The sequence below is a fragment of the Elusimicrobiales bacterium genome (genome assembly GCA_041651175.1).
GTDB lineage: Bacteria > Elusimicrobiota > Elusimicrobia > Elusimicrobiales > Elusimicrobiaceae > JAQTYB01.
Window position 1 is genome coordinate 12,945 of record JBAZJT010000022.1, and the last position, 17,888, is coordinate 30,832.

The 17,888-nt window shown below is 60.7% G+C and carries 13 protein-coding genes and 1 tRNA gene; 8 read left to right on the forward strand and 6 right to left on the reverse strand.

Annotated features, from left to right (window positions below; all coding sequences use genetic code 11):
• Window positions 1-136: 136 nt before the first annotated feature.
• The 5 genes from ruvB to WC421_10225 are packed head-to-tail and all read right to left on the reverse strand — an operon-like array spanning window position 137 to window position 3,704.
• On the reverse strand, window positions 137-1,159 hold the full coding sequence (gene ruvB, locus WC421_10205) for a Holliday junction branch migration DNA helicase RuvB (protein MFA5162605.1): 1,023 nt from the start codon (window positions 1,157-1,159) through the stop codon (window positions 137-139).
• Window positions 1,156-1,767, reverse strand: a complete 612-nt coding sequence (ruvA, locus tag WC421_10210) for a Holliday junction branch migration protein RuvA (protein ID MFA5162606.1) — start codon at window positions 1,765-1,767, stop codon at window positions 1,156-1,158. Before ruvA ends, ruvB begins: the two co-directional genes overlap by 4 nt.
• A complete protein-coding gene (locus WC421_10215) occupies window positions 1,767-2,438 on the reverse strand; it encodes a hypothetical protein (GenBank protein ID MFA5162607.1) in 672 nt (223 codons plus the stop codon). Before WC421_10215 ends, ruvA begins: the two co-directional genes overlap by 1 nt.
• Window positions 2,435-2,989 (reverse strand): crossover junction endodeoxyribonuclease RuvC, encoded by a 555-nt coding sequence (locus WC421_10220; GenBank protein ID MFA5162608.1) that lies wholly within the window; start codon window positions 2,987-2,989, stop codon window positions 2,435-2,437. The genes WC421_10215 and WC421_10220 overlap by 4 nt, the downstream gene beginning before the upstream one ends.
• Complete coding sequence (locus tag WC421_10225) at window positions 2,949-3,704, reverse strand: YebC/PmpR family DNA-binding transcriptional regulator (GenBank protein ID MFA5162609.1); 756 nt, start codon at window positions 3,702-3,704, stop codon at window positions 2,949-2,951. The genes WC421_10220 and WC421_10225 overlap by 41 nt, the downstream gene beginning before the upstream one ends.
• 86 nt (window positions 3,705-3,790) lie before the next feature.
• On the opposite strand from WC421_10225, the gene WC421_10230 reads away from it, so the two are divergent.
• From WC421_10230 to WC421_10255, 6 genes are all read left to right on the forward strand, one after another.
• Window positions 3,791-3,864 (forward strand) — tRNA-Arg (locus WC421_10230).
• A gap of 237 nt (window positions 3,865-4,101) precedes the next feature.
• A complete protein-coding gene (locus WC421_10235) occupies window positions 4,102-7,599 on the forward strand; it encodes a FlgD immunoglobulin-like domain containing protein (protein ID MFA5162610.1) in 3,498 nt (1,165 codons plus the stop codon).
• Between the two features lie 7 nt (window positions 7,600-7,606).
• Window positions 7,607-9,016, forward strand: a complete 1,410-nt coding sequence (locus WC421_10240) for a PorV/PorQ family protein (GenBank protein MFA5162611.1) — start codon at window positions 7,607-7,609, stop codon at window positions 9,014-9,016.
• Between the two features lie 124 nt (window positions 9,017-9,140).
• On the forward strand, window positions 9,141-10,553 hold the full coding sequence (locus WC421_10245; protein MFA5162612.1) for a sugar transferase: 1,413 nt from the start codon (window positions 9,141-9,143) through the stop codon (window positions 10,551-10,553).
• Window positions 10,553-11,422 carry a glucose-1-phosphate thymidylyltransferase RfbA gene (gene rfbA, locus WC421_10250; protein ID MFA5162613.1) on the forward strand — a complete coding sequence of 290 codons (870 nt, stop codon included), beginning with the start codon at window positions 10,553-10,555 and terminating at the stop codon, window positions 11,420-11,422. Before WC421_10245 ends, rfbA begins: the two co-directional genes overlap by 1 nt.
• 30 nt (window positions 11,423-11,452) lie before the next feature.
• Window positions 11,453-13,270 (forward strand): sodium:solute symporter family protein, encoded by a 1,818-nt coding sequence (locus WC421_10255; protein MFA5162614.1) that lies wholly within the window; start codon window positions 11,453-11,455, stop codon window positions 13,268-13,270.
• Between the two features lie 80 nt (window positions 13,271-13,350).
• On the opposite strand, the gene WC421_10260 is transcribed toward WC421_10255, so the two are convergent.
• A complete protein-coding gene (locus WC421_10260) occupies window positions 13,351-14,082 on the reverse strand; it encodes a HesA/MoeB/ThiF family protein (GenBank protein MFA5162615.1) in 732 nt (243 codons plus the stop codon).
• Window positions 14,083-14,099: 17 nt separating this feature from the next.
• On the opposite strand from WC421_10260, the gene alaS reads away from it, so the two are divergent.
• Window positions 14,100-16,829 carry an alanine--tRNA ligase gene (gene alaS, locus WC421_10265; protein MFA5162616.1) on the forward strand — a complete coding sequence of 910 codons (2,730 nt, stop codon included), beginning with the start codon at window positions 14,100-14,102 and terminating at the stop codon, window positions 16,827-16,829.
• A gap of 142 nt (window positions 16,830-16,971) precedes the next feature.
• Complete coding sequence (locus WC421_10270; protein MFA5162617.1) at window positions 16,972-17,763, forward strand: hypothetical protein; 792 nt, start codon at window positions 16,972-16,974, stop codon at window positions 17,761-17,763.
• Window positions 17,764-17,888: the final 125 nt, after the last annotated feature.

Genomic DNA, 17,888 nt, shown 5'->3' on the forward strand with positions numbered 1-17,888 from the left:
AAAATAATGCCGAACAAAACTATCCGCGCGTGCTCCACGGCACGAAAGGATAATTTTGGCAGCATGAAACGATTTTTCGCCGAATCCCGCGGCCAACTGAAATTTTCAGGTTAAGCGGACCCTGCCTGTGCCTGCCTCAATAAAACAAGGCGTCCTGCCTGGCTGGAGCAGGCAGGCCCAGGTGCTCGAATGCCTGCTTTGTCGCGACGCGGCCGCGCGGGGTGCGGGCCAGAAAACCGGTCTTGATAAGGTACGGCTCTATAACATCTGTGATGGTGTCCACTTCCTCGGAAAGCGCAACCGCCAGCGTCTCCGCCCCGACGGGGCCGCCGCCGAATTTTTCCGCGACGACAGACAAAAGCCTGCGGTCCGCCGCGTCCAGCCCCAGCGGGTCTATCTCCAGAGCGCGCAGCGCCTCGCCCGCCACTTTGCCGGTGATGACGCCCCCGCCTTTGACCTGCGCGAAGTCGCGCACCCGGCGCAGCAGCCGGTTGGCGATTCTGGGCGTACCGCGCGAGCAGGCCGCAAGCCGGGCAAGCCCGTCCGGCTCCGCTTCTATTTTAAGCAGCGCGGCAGAGCGGGCGAGTATGCATTCTATTTCCGCATTCTCGTAAAATCCCAGGTGGAAAACTATGCCGAACCTGTCGCGCAGCGGGCCGGTCAGCAGGCCGCTGCGCGTGGTCGCGCCTACCAGCGTAAAGCGCGGTATCGCCAGCCGCAACGTGGTGGAGCCGGGGCCTTTGCCGGTGTTTATGAAGAAATTGAAATCCTCCATCGCCGGGTAAAGCGCCTCCTCCACGGCGGGGTTAAGGCGGTGTATCTCGTCCACGAAAAGAATGTCGCCGGCGGCAAGCTCGGTGGTGAGCATGGCGGCCAGGTCGCCGGGCCGGGCCAGCACGGGACCGGCGGTTATCTTGATATTGACACCCATCTCCCGCGCCAGGATGTGCGCCAGAGTGGTCTTGCCCAGCCCGGGCGGCGAGTAAAAGAGGCAGTGGTCCAGCGCCTCGCCGCGTTTTCTGGCAGCTTCTATGAAAACGCGCAGGTTTTCCTTTATCTTGTCCTGCCCGACGAATTCGTCCAGCGCGGCGGGGCGCAGCGAGGTTTCGGATGCGGTTTCCCCGTCCAGCGGCCTGGAGTTGAGCGTTTCGTTTTTCATGATACTTTTTTGAGCGCGCGGCGCAGCAAATCCTCCACGGCTTCCTGCGGGGAGATGCCCTCGCTGTGCAACGCCTCCACCGCTTTTTTGACCTCGGATGCGGAATATCCAAGAGAGGACAGCGCCTCGTATACCTGAAAGACATTGCCCCCCCGCCCTGCGGTTTCGGCGGACAACGTTGCGCCTTCCGCCGGCAGCGCGCCCAGCTTGTCTTTGAGCGAGACTATCAGCTTCTCGGCGGTTTTGCCGGTAAAGCCGAAAATGCCGGTCAGCAGCCGCGCGTCGCGCGAAATAACCGCCCGGCGGAAATCCGGCAGGCTTTTGAGAGCCTTGCCCAGCAGCTCCAGCGATTTGCGCGCCCCGGTTCCCGGAACGCAGTCCCTGAAAAGGTCAAAAAGCTCCCTCTCCGCAACCGTGCGGAAGCCGTAAAGCGCGGTGCCGTCGTAGGGGGAAAGCGATTCGCGTATGTAAAGCTCCGCCGCGGCGCCCTCGCGCATGCCGTCCAGCGCGGCCTGGGCCAGGTTCACCTCGTAGCCCACCCCGCCGGCGATTATTATGGCCGCGCCTTCCGTTTTCCTGAAAATTTCGCCTTTGATGTAGGCTATCATCACCGTACCGCCGGCACAGGGAACTCAAGCCAGTTCCGGTTGACCCTGTAGAGTATTGATGACGGGCGGCTCAGCATGGCGTCGCTGATGCCGTCGTGGTCCACCTGTTTCGGCGCGATGCCGCCGGGCAGGCCGGGTTTTTGCGCCGCGGAAACTATCTCCTTCATGTAATCGGCCCGCGCGGCGGATAGATAGCGGCGATAGCACACCTGCTCGCCGCTTTCGTCCAGCCAGTTCTTGTCTTCGGCGGGGGCGGCTATCGCGCCCGCGTTGTCCGGCAAGCTGTTCCAGAACATAATCACCGAAGACATTCCGTCCCGCGAGCAAAGCACTGCCCAGTCCGTCTGTCCCGGCCTGTCAAAGCTGCCGCTGATAACATTGTGCGGCGCGGAAAAACCCGCCGCCTGCGGTATGGTACAGCGGCGCCGTTCCAGTTCCGCGCGCAGCTTCGCCGGCAGTTTCGGGAATGCGGATGGCGGCAGCCTTTTGATTTCATGCGCGGCGCGCGCCAGCAGCCGGGCGCGCGCGCGCTGCAACTGCATCATCTCCTCGCCCGCCCCGGAATGAGAGTGTTTCAGCAGCGATACCGCTTTTGCCGGGTCCGTTTTGCCTGAAGGGGGGTTGCCGCAGCCCGCAAGCAGCGCGAAAACGGCCAGGACTAACACGTTCATGCCGCCGCCTCCGCCGCGGACGCGGCGCGGACCAGTTTCTGATACGGCGCGGTCTTGCAGTGGCACAACGCGATGGCGGCGGCGTCGGCCACGTCGTCTGGCGAAAGCGGGAATTCCATCCGCAGCAGCAGCTGCACCATTCTCTGCATCTGCGGTTTCTGGGCGGCGCCGCTGCCGGTGAGCGTTATTTTGACGCGGCGCGGGTCATAGGACGCTATCTCCAGCCCCGCCTGCTGCGCGGCCAGCAGAATAACGCCGCGCGCCTGTATGGTGGCCGCCACCGTGGCGGCGCGCTTGGTGAAAAACATCGCCTCTATCGCCACGGCCTGCGGCTTATGCCCGGCAACGACAGCGCTTATTTCTGAGTGCAGTATTTCCAGCCGGCGGGGCAGCGGGTCGCGCGGGGAGGTGTGTATAAGCCCGGCGCGCACGAAAAACGGGTTGGAGCGCGCATCGGTTTCCAGGACGGCCCAGCCGGTCCTGTCCAGTCCGGGGTCTATGCCCAGAGTCCTAACTCTCGATTTTTGAGAGCAGGTCGTCTGGGATGTCAAAGTTGGAGTAGACATTTTTCACGTCGTCGTGCTCTTCCAGCGAGTCCATGAGCTTTACTATAAGCTCGGCATGGCGCTTGTCCTTTATCTCCACCTCGGTGGAGGCTATCATGGAAAGCTCGGATGTTTCAAGCGGCAGTTTTTTAGCTTCAAGCGCGGTTTTGACCTTCTCGTAATCCGCCGGGGCGGTGTAGATTTCGTAGCAGTTGCCGTCCGGGTTTTTGACGTCCTCTGCCCCGGCGTCCAACGCGGCGGACATCAGCTCGTCCTCGTTTATAGAGGTTTTGGGCACGGAAATGAAGCCTTTGTGGCTGAACATGTACGCCACACAGCCGGAGGTGCCCAGAGTGCCGCCGCTTTCCTCGAAAATTTTGCGTATTTCGGCGAGGGTACGGTTTTTATTGTCGGTGGTAACATCAACCATGATAGCGGTTTTGGCGGGGCCGTAGCCTTCGTATGTGAGTTCCTCGTACATTGCGCCGGGGAGCTGGCCGGTGCCTTTCATTATGGCGCGCTTGACATTGTCCTGGGGCATGTTGACGTTTCTTGCGTCGTCAACGGCTTTTCTGAGGCGCGGATTGCCGTCTATATCGCCTCCGCCGCATTTGGCCGCGATGGTGATTTCGCGGATTATTTTGGTGTACACCTTGCCCTTTTTGGCGTCCGCCAGCGCTTTTTTGTGTTTGATTCCCGCCCAGTGTGAATGTCCGCCCATATGTACCGCCTTGGATGATGAGTTTGCGTTTCCGCCTGAATGGATATAATATAATAATACGGGTGTCGCGGCAATGGCGGGGTTTGGTCCCCTTAGCTCAACCGGATAGAGCATCTGCCTTCGGAGCAGAGGGTTGCAGGTTCGAGTCCTGCAGGGGACGCTTAAATCCCGCGCGCCGCGGCGCGCGGGATTTGTCCCCTGAGCAAGCCGCCTGCGCGGCTTGCGGCAGGACTCGAAAGGCGGAGCGATGTCCCGGCAGCAGCCGGGACCGCGAGCCGGGGCCGCGACCTGCGGGCCGCGGCGGCGGACCGCAGAGTTGTGGCCGAGTCCTGCAGGGCGGCGAGATATTACGCCGCGGCGCGCGGGATTTGTCCCCAGGCGGTAGCGGCTGATTTTTATGCGAGCGAACAAATACATTCTGCTTCTTGCCTTTATCCCGGCGCTTTCCGCGCCGGCCTTTGCCGTTCTGCCCACTCCGGGCCAGCGCGAGGACTCGCGGCGGTTCAGGCAGTTATCCGCGGCGGCGCAATCGCGCCCGAAAAAGGAAATTTCCGCCGCCGCGCGCAAGGCGTTCAGCGATTTCCGCAAGCGGACCTCCCAGAACTGGCGCGTCCGCTACAATTCCCGCACCGGCGCGCCCGCGTCGCTGACCGGGGGAACGAATTTGCGCTATACCGGCGCGCCGGAAAGCGCGGCGCAAAAATTCTTCGCAGAAAACAGCGCGCTTCTCAATATAGACCCGGCCCAGCTTTCTCTCGCCGTAACGAAGACCGCGCTGGGGATAACGCATCTGGTGTATCAGCAGAGCGTGGACGGGCTGCCGGTGGAAAAGGCGAAGATCAAGCTGCACATTGACGGGGACGGCAATATAGTGTCGGCGCAGTCCAGCTTCGCGCCGGACGCGCGGGACGCGGCGCGGACGCCCGTCCTGTCGGCGGCGGCGGCCTCGGCGGCGGCGATGTCGGATTGCGGCGGCTTCACGGACGGGCTGCCCTCGCTGTCGCTGCTGCCTTATGACACGGACGGGACTATCCATCTGGCATGGAAGGTGCCGGTTTCGGCGCGGGGCCCGCTGTCCGGCAAATGGCATTATTTCATAGACGCCAGGACCGGAGCGGTCCTCTCCCGAGAATCGCGGCTGGAGATGGACGCCTACCTCTCCAGCGGCACGGTGCAGGGCCATATTTACCGGATTCATCCGGACACCAGCCCCGCGGATTTGTACTGGGGCAATGTTTCCACCGTGCCGATAACGCATCAGTACGTGTGGTTGCAAAGCTGCGCCAACCGCTCCGACATACCTACGGATTCCACGGGGTGGTATTACTTCTACTCCAAGAGCGGTAAAGTTCTGGCCACGCTTTCCGGCCCGTATTTCACCGTAACAAGCAACCGCGGCAAGCCGATGATATACGCCAACGGCTCCGGCTCGTGGTCGGAAATCGCCACCTCCGCCTCAAGCCCCGATCCGTATCCGGCGGACAGCGTTTCGGAAGCCACGGTAACGGTAAGCGGCATCCCCTATATCGGCATGATGATGCCGGTTATAGACAAGATAGACATAGGCGACATGGATTCTTCCGGCAATATTTACGCCAACGACATGCTGCATGTCATGAACCCTGCCGACGGAACCAAGCAGTCCGGCTATATCGGGTTGCGCGGCTCGTGGATAGTGGGCGGCGAGCCTTTTGAGGCCGGGCCTGTCATGAACACCTCATACGTGCTGCGGGTGGAGCCGCATTACAGCGGTGGCGCGATTGCACGGCGCGGATACACCGTCTCCAAAACAAGATATTTCCGTTTTGCCGACCCGACCACGCCGGGCCCGTCCGGCACCACGCAGGATTTCACCTGGACCTGGTCCAATTCCCAGTACCCGCAATCCGTGGAGGAGGTGAACGTTTTCTACCACCTCAACGCCATGCGCGACTATTTCGCCAACTCCGTAGACACCGTAACCGCCAACGGCAGGCTTGTGAACCTGGACACGCATCTGCCGGCGGTGGTGCACGCCTACAACGGCCCGCCGCCCAACACCGGCGACGGCATGATGAACGCCTTCTATGATGACGAGCAGAAAATTTTCATGTTCGGCGACGGGAGATTCGGCTGGCAGCTTAACCCGCAGAGATGGTATTCGTTCGCGATGGACGCCACTATAATCCGGCACGAGTATGTCCACTTTGTAACAGACTCCATCTACAAGCGCGCCTATTCCGGCGAGGGGGGCGCGCTGTCGGAGGCGCTGTCGGATTATTTCGCCTTAAGCTCGCTTAACGGCGGCACGCCGGGTTTTGCGCCGCTGACAAACAAGGTGGCGGAATTTGTAACCACATCCTCGGACGAGGGCAAGGCGCGCGACCTGGCATACGACTGTTCCGCCTCCTCGGACGGGCATTGCGCCTATCCCGCCGACCTTGACGGCGAGGTGCACGACGACAGCCTGATGCTCAGCCGCTCCATGTGGCGGCTGCGGAGCGCGGGTTATCCCCAGTACATGGGCACGCAGGCATATCCCTGGCTGGGCATAAATTCCGCCGTGCCGCGCGCGGACGTGTACCTCTTCAACGCGCTTTTCTTCTACCCCGACACGTTTATAGAGTTTTACGAGGATTTGCAGACCCTGGCGGACAGGTTCCACGCGCTGGGATATGATTTTTTCAATTATCAGTCGCAGATACAGGCCGCCTTCGCGGCTCACGGCATCAGCGGGCAGAAACCCTCCGGCGGCGATATTTACGAATACAACGACGGCCCGGAAACCGCCACCGACATAAGCAAGCTCTCCCAGACAGCGGCCACCGTGTATCCGGCTTATGACGAGGATTTCTACACCTTCCCCTGCCCCGCCGGCACGGCGCAGGTGCGGGCAACTCTGCCTCGGGCGCGCACCGTGGCGGACATGCGGCATGTGCTGGAACTGGACATATTCTCTGCAAACATGACGCAGCTGGCAGCGGCGCATCCGGTCATAGCCAATCCCCAAAGCGGCGATTTCTGCCCGGAGCCGAATCCGGACGGCAGCGGGGAATGCGTTTCTTACGATGATTCCGTGACCACGACGGCCTCCGTCCCGCAGAGCGGATACTGCTACGCGCGGGTGCGCGGCGGCCCCACCGCAAACGGCGGCCCCTGCGCGGATGTCAGCACGAACACATACACGGTTTCGGTGCTTTCCCAAACCAGCGGCGGGGCGCAGGCTTCCATAGTAACCGCCAGCTTTGACAACGATCTTATCAGCTTCACCGTGCCCTGCAACCGCGGCGGATACAACTACTCGCCCGTATGGCTGTCCACCATGACGGCGCAGGTGGAGCAGGTGAATTATCTGCAATTGCGCGACACCAACATGAACCCCATGCCGGACAGCACCACGAGGGCGGGCGGGTATCTGCAGCTGGTCAGCGTTTCCAACTCCGCCGACATGACATCCATAAGCGGACAAGCCCGGCTGCTGCCCGGCTTTGACGCCAGGCATCCCTCCGTGGGCGCGGTGTATCTGGAGGTGTTCGGCGAGGTGCGCTACCGCAATATCATGACCGGAGTGTCCGTGGACACGGAAACCGTCTCCCTGGGCATATCCGGCCCGATAAATCTCACCGCCTACGCTGGGAGCGTGATTGTCTGGAACAATATCTTCAACAATTCCGCCGGCGGAAAGGCGACGGTGCGCTATGACGCCTTCGTTCCCGGCACCCTGACGCTGCGCATATACAGCCCGGACGGGACGCTGGTGCGCTCGCTGTTCAGCGGCTGGATAAACATGGGCAAAGGCTCCGTTGACTGGGACGGCGCCAACGACAACGGCTCCAAAGTGGCCGCCGGAATGTATATATTGAGCGCGAAGGGCCCGGCGATAGACACGTTGCGCAAAATAATAGTGGTGAAATAGGCGACTAATGACAGTCCCAAAACCGCATCTCGTTTCCGCGCTGGCCGCTGCTTTCGCGTGCGTGTTCTGCGCAGGGCGCGCGTTCTGCGCCGGGCAGCCGGGAACCACGTCAGTTTACATGCTCAAAAACGACATAGGCGGGCGCGCCATCGCCATGGGCGGGGCCATGACCGCGCTGTCGGATGATATTTTCGGGATGCGCTACAACCCGGCGGGGATTGCGGTGCTGGATATCCCGCAGTTTTCCGCCATGACCTCCGGCGGCGTGATGGACACCGGCATGAATCTGGCCGGCGCGGTGCTGCCCATAACCGCCTTCGGCATAGAGCGGCCCGGCGAAGCGGGAATAAGCGTTATCAGCTCCAGCAACGGCGGCATGGACTGGTACTCCACTGACATCGCCGGAAACGCCGCGGTAAAGGGAACGCCGATAAGCGCCGGCGGAGACACAGTGGTAAGTCTGGGCTATTCGGAAAGGCTCAAACCCTCGGACCTTTCGTTTTCAATCGGAAAGCGCAAATTCCGCTCCGTCGCGGAAAGGTATATGGGCGCGGCGGTGAAGCTGGTGCATTCCAGGCTGCCGGACACGATGGGCGGCTCCGTATCCGGCAATGCATACGCGCTGGACGCGGGCTGGCTGGCGCACTTGACGGACTGGAACATGTCCGTAGGATTTTCGCTGCTGAATCTGGGCACGAATATGACATACATAAGCGAAGCCAACCCGCTGCCGTCAACCCTGCGCGCGGGCGCGGCTTATACTTATGAGAGAAGCTCCGAGGCGAGGATGAGCGGATTCACGGCCTCGCTTGACATTTCGCACTATATAAAGGAGCAGCAGGCGCATCTCCTTGCCGGGCTGGAAGTGCCTTTTGAAAAAGTGGTCATTTTCCGCGTGGGATACAGGTTTTTTGACGATACCGGCGGCATCACCTTCGGCGGCGGAATCCGGCACAAACGTATTTCCTGCGATATCGGACTGGCTTTCAATGAACTGCTGGGCAATGCCTACCAGTTATCGGCCACATACCGGCTTGGAGACGTGGCGGAGGCAAAGCCGGTCCGGACCGAGCAGAAGGCCAAACGCGGCGTTATGATAACCCTGGACAAGGACGAGGAATTTATAGAAGCCGGCCCCAACCGAAAACCGGAAAAACCGGAAAAACCAAAAACTTTTTCCGAGAGCGTGCAGCGCGAGCATGACCGTATGGAGCGCCGCGTCCGCGAACGCATTTCCGCAGAAGGCATAGACCGGCGAAGAAAACCGGACAATGTAACGCCCGCCACGGAGGCCAGCGAGGATTTTGTGGAAAATCTCTCAGGGACGCCGCAGCCCGCGTCCTCCCCCGCAAAATCAAAGCCTCCCGCCAAGCGGCCCAAACCGGACAGCGAAGACGACCTGATGGTTATTCACTAGCCCGGAAATCGCAGTTGGCAGCGAGAACCGGGGCGGCAGCCGCCGCTGAATTCCGCTGTCCAACTGCAATTTCCGGGTCAGGGAAAGGCCAGTAACTGGCCCTTGAGTATTTTGGTAATATTGCATGATGGTGTTGGAAAACAAATACGCCGCGCGGCGTTTCGCGGCGGAATTCCTGTCAAAATTCTGGCTGCCGGCTGCCGGCATCGCGCTTGACGCCGCGCTTGTTTACGCGGCTTTCCGTTGCGCGTGGTATCTGCGCTTTCACTTCGCGCCGGTGGCGGGGATGCTGCCGCCGCCCGCGGCGGGGTTTGAGTCTTATGCCGCCATGCTGCCGGCGATGGTGCCGCTGTGGCTTCTGGTTTTTCATTACTCCGCGCGGCTGTATTCGGACCCGCATATACCGGCGGAGGACGCCGCCGTCCGCGCGCTGCAGGGCTGCCTGGCGGCCACCTTCCTGACGCTGGCTTTAAGTTTTCTGCTGCGGCAGTTCTGGATTTCGCGGCTGGTGTTTGTGTTTCTGGCGCCGGTATCGGCGATATTTGTGTGCGCGGGGAATCTGGCGCTGCGCGCCGCGCAGCGCGCGCTGCTGAACCGGTACGGCCTAAACCCCCGGATACTGGTTGCCGGAACAGGCAAAGCGGCGGAGTACGCGCGCGCGCGGGTCGGCGGCGCGGGCCGGCAATGCCTTTCCGATTCCGGCGCGGACAAGGGCGCGCTGCTTGCCGCCGTCCGGCAAAACAGGATAGGGCATGTGGTGCTGGCCAACGCCTCGCTCAGCAAGGCGGATCTGCTGGAAACCGCCGATATCCTGGAGCAGGAAGGGGTGGAGCTTTCCATCCTGCCCGGCATAGCCGAGATGCGCACCGGCGAGGTGCAGATGGACGTCTCGCTGGGCCTGCCGATGATGAAAATTTACCACACCTCGCTGTCCGGCCCCAACTACATCAGCAAGCGGCTTTTTGACATCGTCTTCAGCCTGGCGGTGATGACGGCGGGGTTTGTTCCGTTTCTGCTACTCGCCGCGCTGATAAAGCTGAATTCGCCGGGGCCGGTTTTTTTCAGACAAAAACGCATCGGGCGCAACGGCAGGTCTTTTGAAATATATAAATTCCGCACCATGGTCTCCGACGCCGAGGCTAAACTGGAACAGCTGCGCCACCTCAACGAACGCAGCGGCAACGTGTTCAAGATGAAAGACGACCCGCGCCTTACCGCCGTCGGGAAACTGCTGCGGCGGTTTAGCATAGACGAGTTTCCGCAGTTCATCAACGTGCTGCTTGGCGACATGAGCGTGGCCGGCCCCCGCCCGCCCACCGCCGGAGAATACGCCGATTATGACGAGGCGTCCAAACGGCGGCTGCGCGTGCTGCCGGGGATAACCGGGCTGTGGCAGGTAAGCGGACGCGCCGACCTGGATTTTGACCAGATGCTGGCGCTGGATTTCTACTACATAGAGCATTGGTCGCTGGGCATGGATTTGAAAATAATACTCAAAACCCCGCTGGCAATGGTTTCCAGCAAAGGAGCATACTGATGAAAGGCATAATCCTGGCCGGCGGCGCGGGCACCCGGCTGCATCCCATAACGATACCGACGATAAAGCAGTTGCTGCCGGTTTATGACAAGCCGATGGCCTATTATCCGCTGGCCACGCTGATGATGGCGGGGTGCAGGGAAATCCTTATAATATCCACCCCCAAGGACCTGCCGCGCTTCAAGGAGCTTTTCGGAAGCGGGGAGCAGCTGGGGCTCTCTTTCAGCTATGAGGAGCAGCCCGCCCCGCGCGGCATAGCGCAGGCGCTGGTGATAGGCGAAAAATTCTCCGCCGGCGGGCCGGTATGGCTTATTCTGGGCGACAACATATTCTACGGCCACGGCCTGCCGGAGATGCTCTCCGGCGCGGCGCAGCGCAATGCCGGGGCGACGGTGTTCGGCTACCGCGTCTGCGACCCGGAACGTTACGGCGTGGTGGAGTTTGACGCGGCGGGCAAAGCGGTTTCCATAGAGGAAAAGCCGTCAAAGCCCAAATCCGACTATGCCGTTACCGGCATTTATTATTATGACGGCCACGCGGCGGAGATTGCCAAAAGCATAACCCCCTCCGCCCGGGGCGAGCTGGAGATAACCGCGCTCAACAACGAATACCTGCGCCGCGGACGGCTGCGCGTGGAGCTTATGGGCCGCGGCTACGGCTGGCTGGATACCGGCACCTGCGATTCGCTGCTGGACGCCGGGGAGTTCGTGCGCGTCGTGGAAAAGCGCCAAGGCCTCAAAATCGCCTGCATAGAGGAAATCGCCTACCGCCAAAAATACATCACCGCCGCCCAGCTTGAAAAAATAGCCGCCCCGCTGGCCAAAAGCGGCTACGGCGAATATCTGCTGAGCGTCCTGCGGGAAAAATAAGCGCGGCATCCCTCAGCCGCGCGCAAACACATGCGCCTGGAATTCATTGACTGGATTATCATAGCGGCCTCGCTGCTTGTCTGCTTTGTGCCGGCATTGCTGATGTCGCGCCGTTCCGGCAGGGACACCTCGGAATTTTTCGCCTCCGGGCGCGCGGTGCCGTGGTGGCTGGGCGGGCTTTCCATGGTGGCCACCACCTTCGCCAGCGATACCCCCAATCTTGTAACCGACATTGTCCGCCGCAACGGCGTCGCCGGCAACTGGGTGTGGTGGGCGTTTGCGCTGACCGGCGTCTCCACGGTGTTTTTCTACGCGCGGCTGTGGCGGCGCAGCGGGGTGATGACGGACCTGGAATTCTACGAGCTGCGCTACTCCGGCGCGGCGGCGCGGGCGGTGCGCGGGTTCCGGGCGGTTTACCTGGGGCTTTTGTTCAACTGCCTTATAATGGCAAATGTCAATCTGGCGGCCTGCAAGATAGCCGGCATACTATTCGGCATTCCGCGCTGGCAGACGCTTTTGTTCTGCGGCGCGCTGAATGTGGCGTTCGCGGCGCACTCCGGCCTGTGGGGGGTGCTGGTCATAGACATGATTCAGTTTTTCATAAAGATGTCGGCGGTGATAGCGGCGGCTTATTTCGCGCTGAAGCTGCCGCAGGTGGGCGGGCTGTCCGGGCTGGTGGACAAAGTCTCCGCCATGAGGGGGCCGGGCGGGACGCATTACCTGGACATGCTGCCGGATTTCACCGGAAACTGGGAGATGGCGTTTGCCGTCTTTGTGGTTCCGCTTGCGGTGCAGTGGTGGGCGGTGTGGTATCCCGGCTCCGAGCCGGGCGGCGGCAGCTATATCGCGCAGCGGATGCTGGCCTCCAAGTCCGAGAAAGATTCGCTGGGCGCGGTGCTGTTTTTCAACGTGGCGCATTATGTGCTGCGCCCGTGGCCGTGGATACTGGTGGCGCTTGCCTCGCTTATAGTGTATCCCGAATTATCCGACATACAGAAGGCTTTCCCCAATCTGGACCCCACCCTGCTGGGGCATGACATAGCGTATCCGGCAATGCTCAAATTCCTGCCCGCCGGCTTTGCGGGGCTGATGGTAGGCGGGCTTATCGCCGCCAATTCCTCCACCATACTGACGCACTTGAACTGGGGCGCGTCGTATCTGGTGCATGATTTCTACCGCCGTTTTATCCGCCCGGGCAGGGAGGAAAAGCATTACGTGCGCGCAGGACGCATCGCCACGGCGGGACTGTTTGTCTGCGCCGGGCTGCTGGTATTCGCGCTGGACACGGCGAAAGACACGTTTGACATAGTGCTGCAGGTCGGCGCGGGGACGGGGCTTTTATATCTGCTGCGCTGGTTCTGGTGGCGCATAAACGCCTGGTGCGAAGTGGCGGCGATGGTCAGTTCCTTTCTGATTTCCGTCGCCTTCATCCTGCTGCGCAGGGGCTACGGAGTGCATTTCAGCTCCTGCTCCCAGCTTGTGCTGACGGTGTGTTTCACCACCATCTGCTGGCTGGCGGCGGCATATCTGGCCCCCGCCACGGACCGCGGCACGCTGATAAGCTTCTTCAAACTCGTCCGCCCCGCCGGCCCCGGCTGGGCCGGAATCCGGCGCGAAGCCGGACTGTCCGAAAGCGATTTGCCGGGGGGCGGGCGCCTCCCCCTGGCGCTGCTGGGCTGGGTGTCGGGGTGCGCCACCATCTGGTCGTCGCTGTTTGCGGTGGGAAATTTTCTGTACGGGCGCGCGGGCTACGGTTGCGCGATGCTTGCCGTTTTCATCACCGGCGGACTGACTCTGCTCTGGGTTATCCGGCAGTTGTGGACAGAACCGCAACCCGTCAGCAGGTAATTACAACGCACAAATGCACAGGGATGTCGCGCTCGCCGCCGGCGAATTCCGCTGTCCAACTGCGGAAAACGGGTAAGCAGCTATGCGCCTTTTGAGCAGGCCGCGCAGGCCGGGTTTTTTGCGAGATTGATTGTCTTGGTTTCGCAGGACAGCACGTCAAAAAGCCACAATTTACCTTCCAGCGCGCTTTTCCCCGCGGCTATGAGCTTTATGGCTTCCGCCGCCTGAAAAGCGCCCATCGCCCCGGCCACCGGGCCGCATACCCCGTAATCGGAGCAGGAGCCGTGCCTGTCGCATGCGGTGGCGGGGTAAAGGCATTCATAACAAGGGCCGTATGCCGGGTTGAATACCGCCAGTTGCCCCTCCCAGCGGTATACTGCCGCATATACGCATTTAACCTTCAGTTGAATGCAGGCCCGGTTGAGGATTTTCCGTGTAGGGAAGTTGTCAGAACAATCCAATGCTAGGGTTTTCCCCGCCAGCAACTGCCGGGCATTGACGGCGGACAGCCGCTCCGCCGCGGCTGCGACTTTTATGCGGGGTGTTTGTTCCGCCAGCCGCTTTGCGGCGGTTTCCGCTTTTTGCGCGCCCACATCGCGCGCCGTGTACAAAATCTGGCGGTGCAGGTCGGTTTCCGCGATAACGCCATCGTCTATCACCGTGATTTCGCCAATACCGGCGGCGGCCAGATACGGCAGAGCCGCGCAACCCAGCCCGCCCGCTCCTACAACGGCGATTTTCGCGTTTCCAAGCCTGGCCTGGCCCTCCGGCCCTATTTCCGGCAGCAGCATCTGCCGCGCGTATCTTTCCATTTGATATACTATACAACATGAAAAGCCAAGAGATAAGAGCCAAATTCCTTAAATACTTCCGCAATTGCGCGCATACGCCGGTCAATTCCAGCCCGCTGATTCCGCAGGACCCTACACTGCTTTTCACTTCAGCCGGCATGGTTCCGCTGAAACCTTATTTCCTGGGCCTGAAAACCGGCATGAGCCGCGCCGTAAGCTGCCAGAAATGCTTCCGCACCACCGATATAGAGCGGGTGGGAATGACGGCGCGGCATCTTACGTTTTTTGAAATGCTGGGCAATTTCTCTTTCGGCGACTATTTCAAGACCGAAACACTGGACTGGGGGTGGGAATTTCTTACAAAGCAGATGAACATACCGCCGGACAGGCTCTACGCCACCGTATACAAGGGCGGGCTGGCCCCGCGCGACGAGAAGTCTGTGGAGATATGGCAGAAACTGTTCCCAAAACATTTGCGCGACAGCCATATAAAAGAACTTGGCGACGATACAAATTTCTGGACCATGGGCCCCACCGGCCCCTGCGGCCCCTGTTCCGAGATTTATTACGATTTCGGCCCCGGCGATTACGGCCCGCACGAATGTTCCGGGGTAGGCTGCGACTGCGACCGCTACATAGAAATATGGAACCACGTCTTTACCCAGTTTGACCGCCATGCGGACGGCACGTTAAAACAGCTCCCCCGCCGCAACATAGACACCGGCATGGGGCTGGAGCGGCTTGCCGCCGCAGTGCAGGGCAAAAAAACGCCTTTCGCAACGGACTTGTTTGAGCCGATTATCGGCCAGGCCGCCGGACTGCTGGGCTTTGAGCCCTCTTTTGACGCCAAATTCAACCCCGCCACAAAAAAACCGTATATAAACGGCGCCAACGTAATCGCGGACCATTGCCGCGCGGCGGTGTTTCTGGTCTCGGAAGGCGTAACGCCCTCCAACGAGGGGCGGGGCTACGTGCTGCGGCGCATTATCCGCCGCGCGGTGCGCTACGGCGCGGTGATGGCTAAAGACAAAAGCGGGCCCTTCCTGCATAAGCTGGCCCCGTCCGCCGCCGCCATATTCAAGGAGCGCTACCCGGAGCTTGAGAAAAACCAGCAGCTTGTGTGCGACACCATCAAGGCAGAGGAGGAGCGTTTCCTGGACACATTGGAAGCCGGCGAGAAAATGCTTCAGGACCTTTTCGCCAAATGCTCCGGCGGGTCTTTTCCGGGGGAGGAGGTTTTCCACCTCTACGAAACCTACGGCTTCCCGCTGGAGCTTACCCGCGAACTTGCCCAGAAAAACGGCATTGCCGTGGACGAGGAAGGCTTTGAAAAAGCCCGCGCAAAGGCGCAGCAGGCGGCACGGGCGAACTGGAAAGGCTCCGGCTCAAAAGACGTCTTTTTATTCCAGAAGGCGGAGGAGTCTTTCCCCCCGGCGGTGTTTACGGGCTACAACTCGCTTTCCGAGGAAACTACGGTAACCGGCATTCTGAACTCTTCCGGCGAGATTGTGGATTCGCTTGAAAAGGACGGCGCGGGATATGTCTCGCTGGCGGTTACCCCGTTTTATGCCGAATCCGGCGGACAGACCGGCGAGGCCGGCGTGATAACCGACGGCAAGGACAATATCATAGCCGTGGTGGAAGACACGCAGCGCCCCATCGCCAAAGCCGTGCTGCACAAGGTGCGCGCGCTGGATAAAATATCCACGGGCATGGCGGCGCGCGCCACGGTTTCAAGGCCGCTGCGCCGGGCCAGCGCATGCAACCACACCGCGGTGCATCTGGTCAACGCCGCGCTGCGGCAGGTGATGGGTTCCGGCGTGCGGCAGGCCGGCTCTTACGTGTCGCCGGAGCGGTTCCGCTTTGATTACACCTCCAACGCCGCCCCGTCGCGCGAGCAGCTGGCGAAGGTGGAAGAGCTTGTCAACGCCGCCGTGGAAAGCGGCCTTTCCGTCTGCAAGGAGGAGCGCCCGCTTGCCGAGGCCCAATCCCTGGGCGCCACCACGCTTCCCGGCGAGCAGTACGCGGACCCGGCGCGCTTTGTGCTTATCAACAAAGGCGGCTTTGCGCGCGCGGCGGAGCGTTTCAGCCTGGAGCTTTGCGGCGGCATACACGCCGATTCCTCGGGCGAGCTGATGACGGTCAAAATCCTGAAAGATTCCTCCCTTTCCGCCGGAGTGCGGCGCATAGAGGGGGTGGCCGGCGCCGCCGCCATCAAATACCTGCGCGGCACAGCCGCGATAGCGGAGAATTTCTCGGAGCGTTTTTCCGCCGGGCTGGAGGAAGTGGAAAAACGGGTGGAGCGGCTGCTAAAGCGCGAAAAGGATTTCAAGCGCGAGATCGCGGAACTCAAGCAGAAGCTGGTCGCCTGCCAGAGCGCGGACCGGGGCGGCGAAACCGCCTCCGGCGAAAGCTGCGCCCCGCTTTTTGACGTTGCGGGCGGCATGAAGGTGATCGTCTGCGCCAATGCGGACGCGGATGTGGCGATGCTGCGCTCCCTGTCCGACAAGTTCCGCAAGGAGCATCCGGGCGCGCTGGTAATCGCCGCCTCAAAGCGCGAGGATAAAATATCCTTCGTGGCCGCCGCCGAGGAGAATTCCCCGGCGGACGCCTGCGCCGTCGCCAAAGCCCTGGCGGAAAAGCTGGGCGGGAAAGGCGGCGGCAAAAAGGACTTCGCCCAGGGCGGCGGCGAGGCCGCGCATTGGAACAATTTCAAAAAGCTGGCACTGGAGGCGGCGCAGTCCGCCCTCCCCGCGCAGAAAAGCTGAAAATCCCCGTATTCCGCCGCAGCCTCCGTTCCGTGCCGCCCGCGCAAAGCGCAGGCGGCGTTTCGTTCTCGCCGCGGGAATGATTGACACTGGGGTTGGCACGTAAATACAATGCAATTCGGCGTTCACGGAGGGGGGCAATTTGAGACAAAAAATATTGTTCGCCATTTTGGGCATTCTGCTGATGGTGTCGGTTTTGCAGCGGGCAAAGCTCAGGCCGGTTCCGGACGGCTATCGCTATGACGCGCGCGAGGAGCCCGTTCAGAGCGCGCCGGAGTATGCCAAACGGCAGCCGCCGGCAGAGAAATCTCCTGAAGGCTCCGGGCCGGCGGAAAATTTACAGATACCGTCCATGGTGGCCCCGCTGTCGCAATGCGCCGATTTTTTCAGCCCTGAATGCAGCCTTGCCGGGCACAGACTAATCACGAGAAAAGAGGTGATATCCGTGCTGATTGCCGCGTCGGAATACGCGATATATGCAGGCACAACTGACAAGAGGGAAATGGGGATTTTCCGTCTGAACGTCGCCACCCGCGCTTCAAAACTTTTGGCGGATTTTACGAGTTATCCGCTTGTTTCCCCCGGCAGGCAATATATCGCCTATGACCAGTTTGCCGACAAGGAATCGCCGGACGCCCTGACAACAGACATATGGCTTATGGACGCATCCGGCGGGAACAGGCATCCAGTAACCGACGACGGACGCAGCAGAATCATCCGCTGGCTCGGCAGCGGCGAAATGCTGATTGCCAAAGTCAAATTTTCACAAAGAAAGCGGCAGAACATGGAGGATGACTGGTTAAACTGGAAAAAACTTTCCTTTGCCAGAATAAATGCCGCCGGCAAAATGTTGGAAGAATTGTCCGCAGAGCCGCCTCTTGCGGACATACACGGAGCAGTTTCACTAAAATATATCAGCGGCGCTCCGGGGTAAGCATTTTCTAATTGAATAATGAGCCTGAAATCTCTCGTCGTGGCTCCGTCGGGATATTTTTTGCCATGCCTCCCGTTTTGATTGATTTTACCGTGTCTTTTTCCTCCGCTTCGCGCAGAATTCTG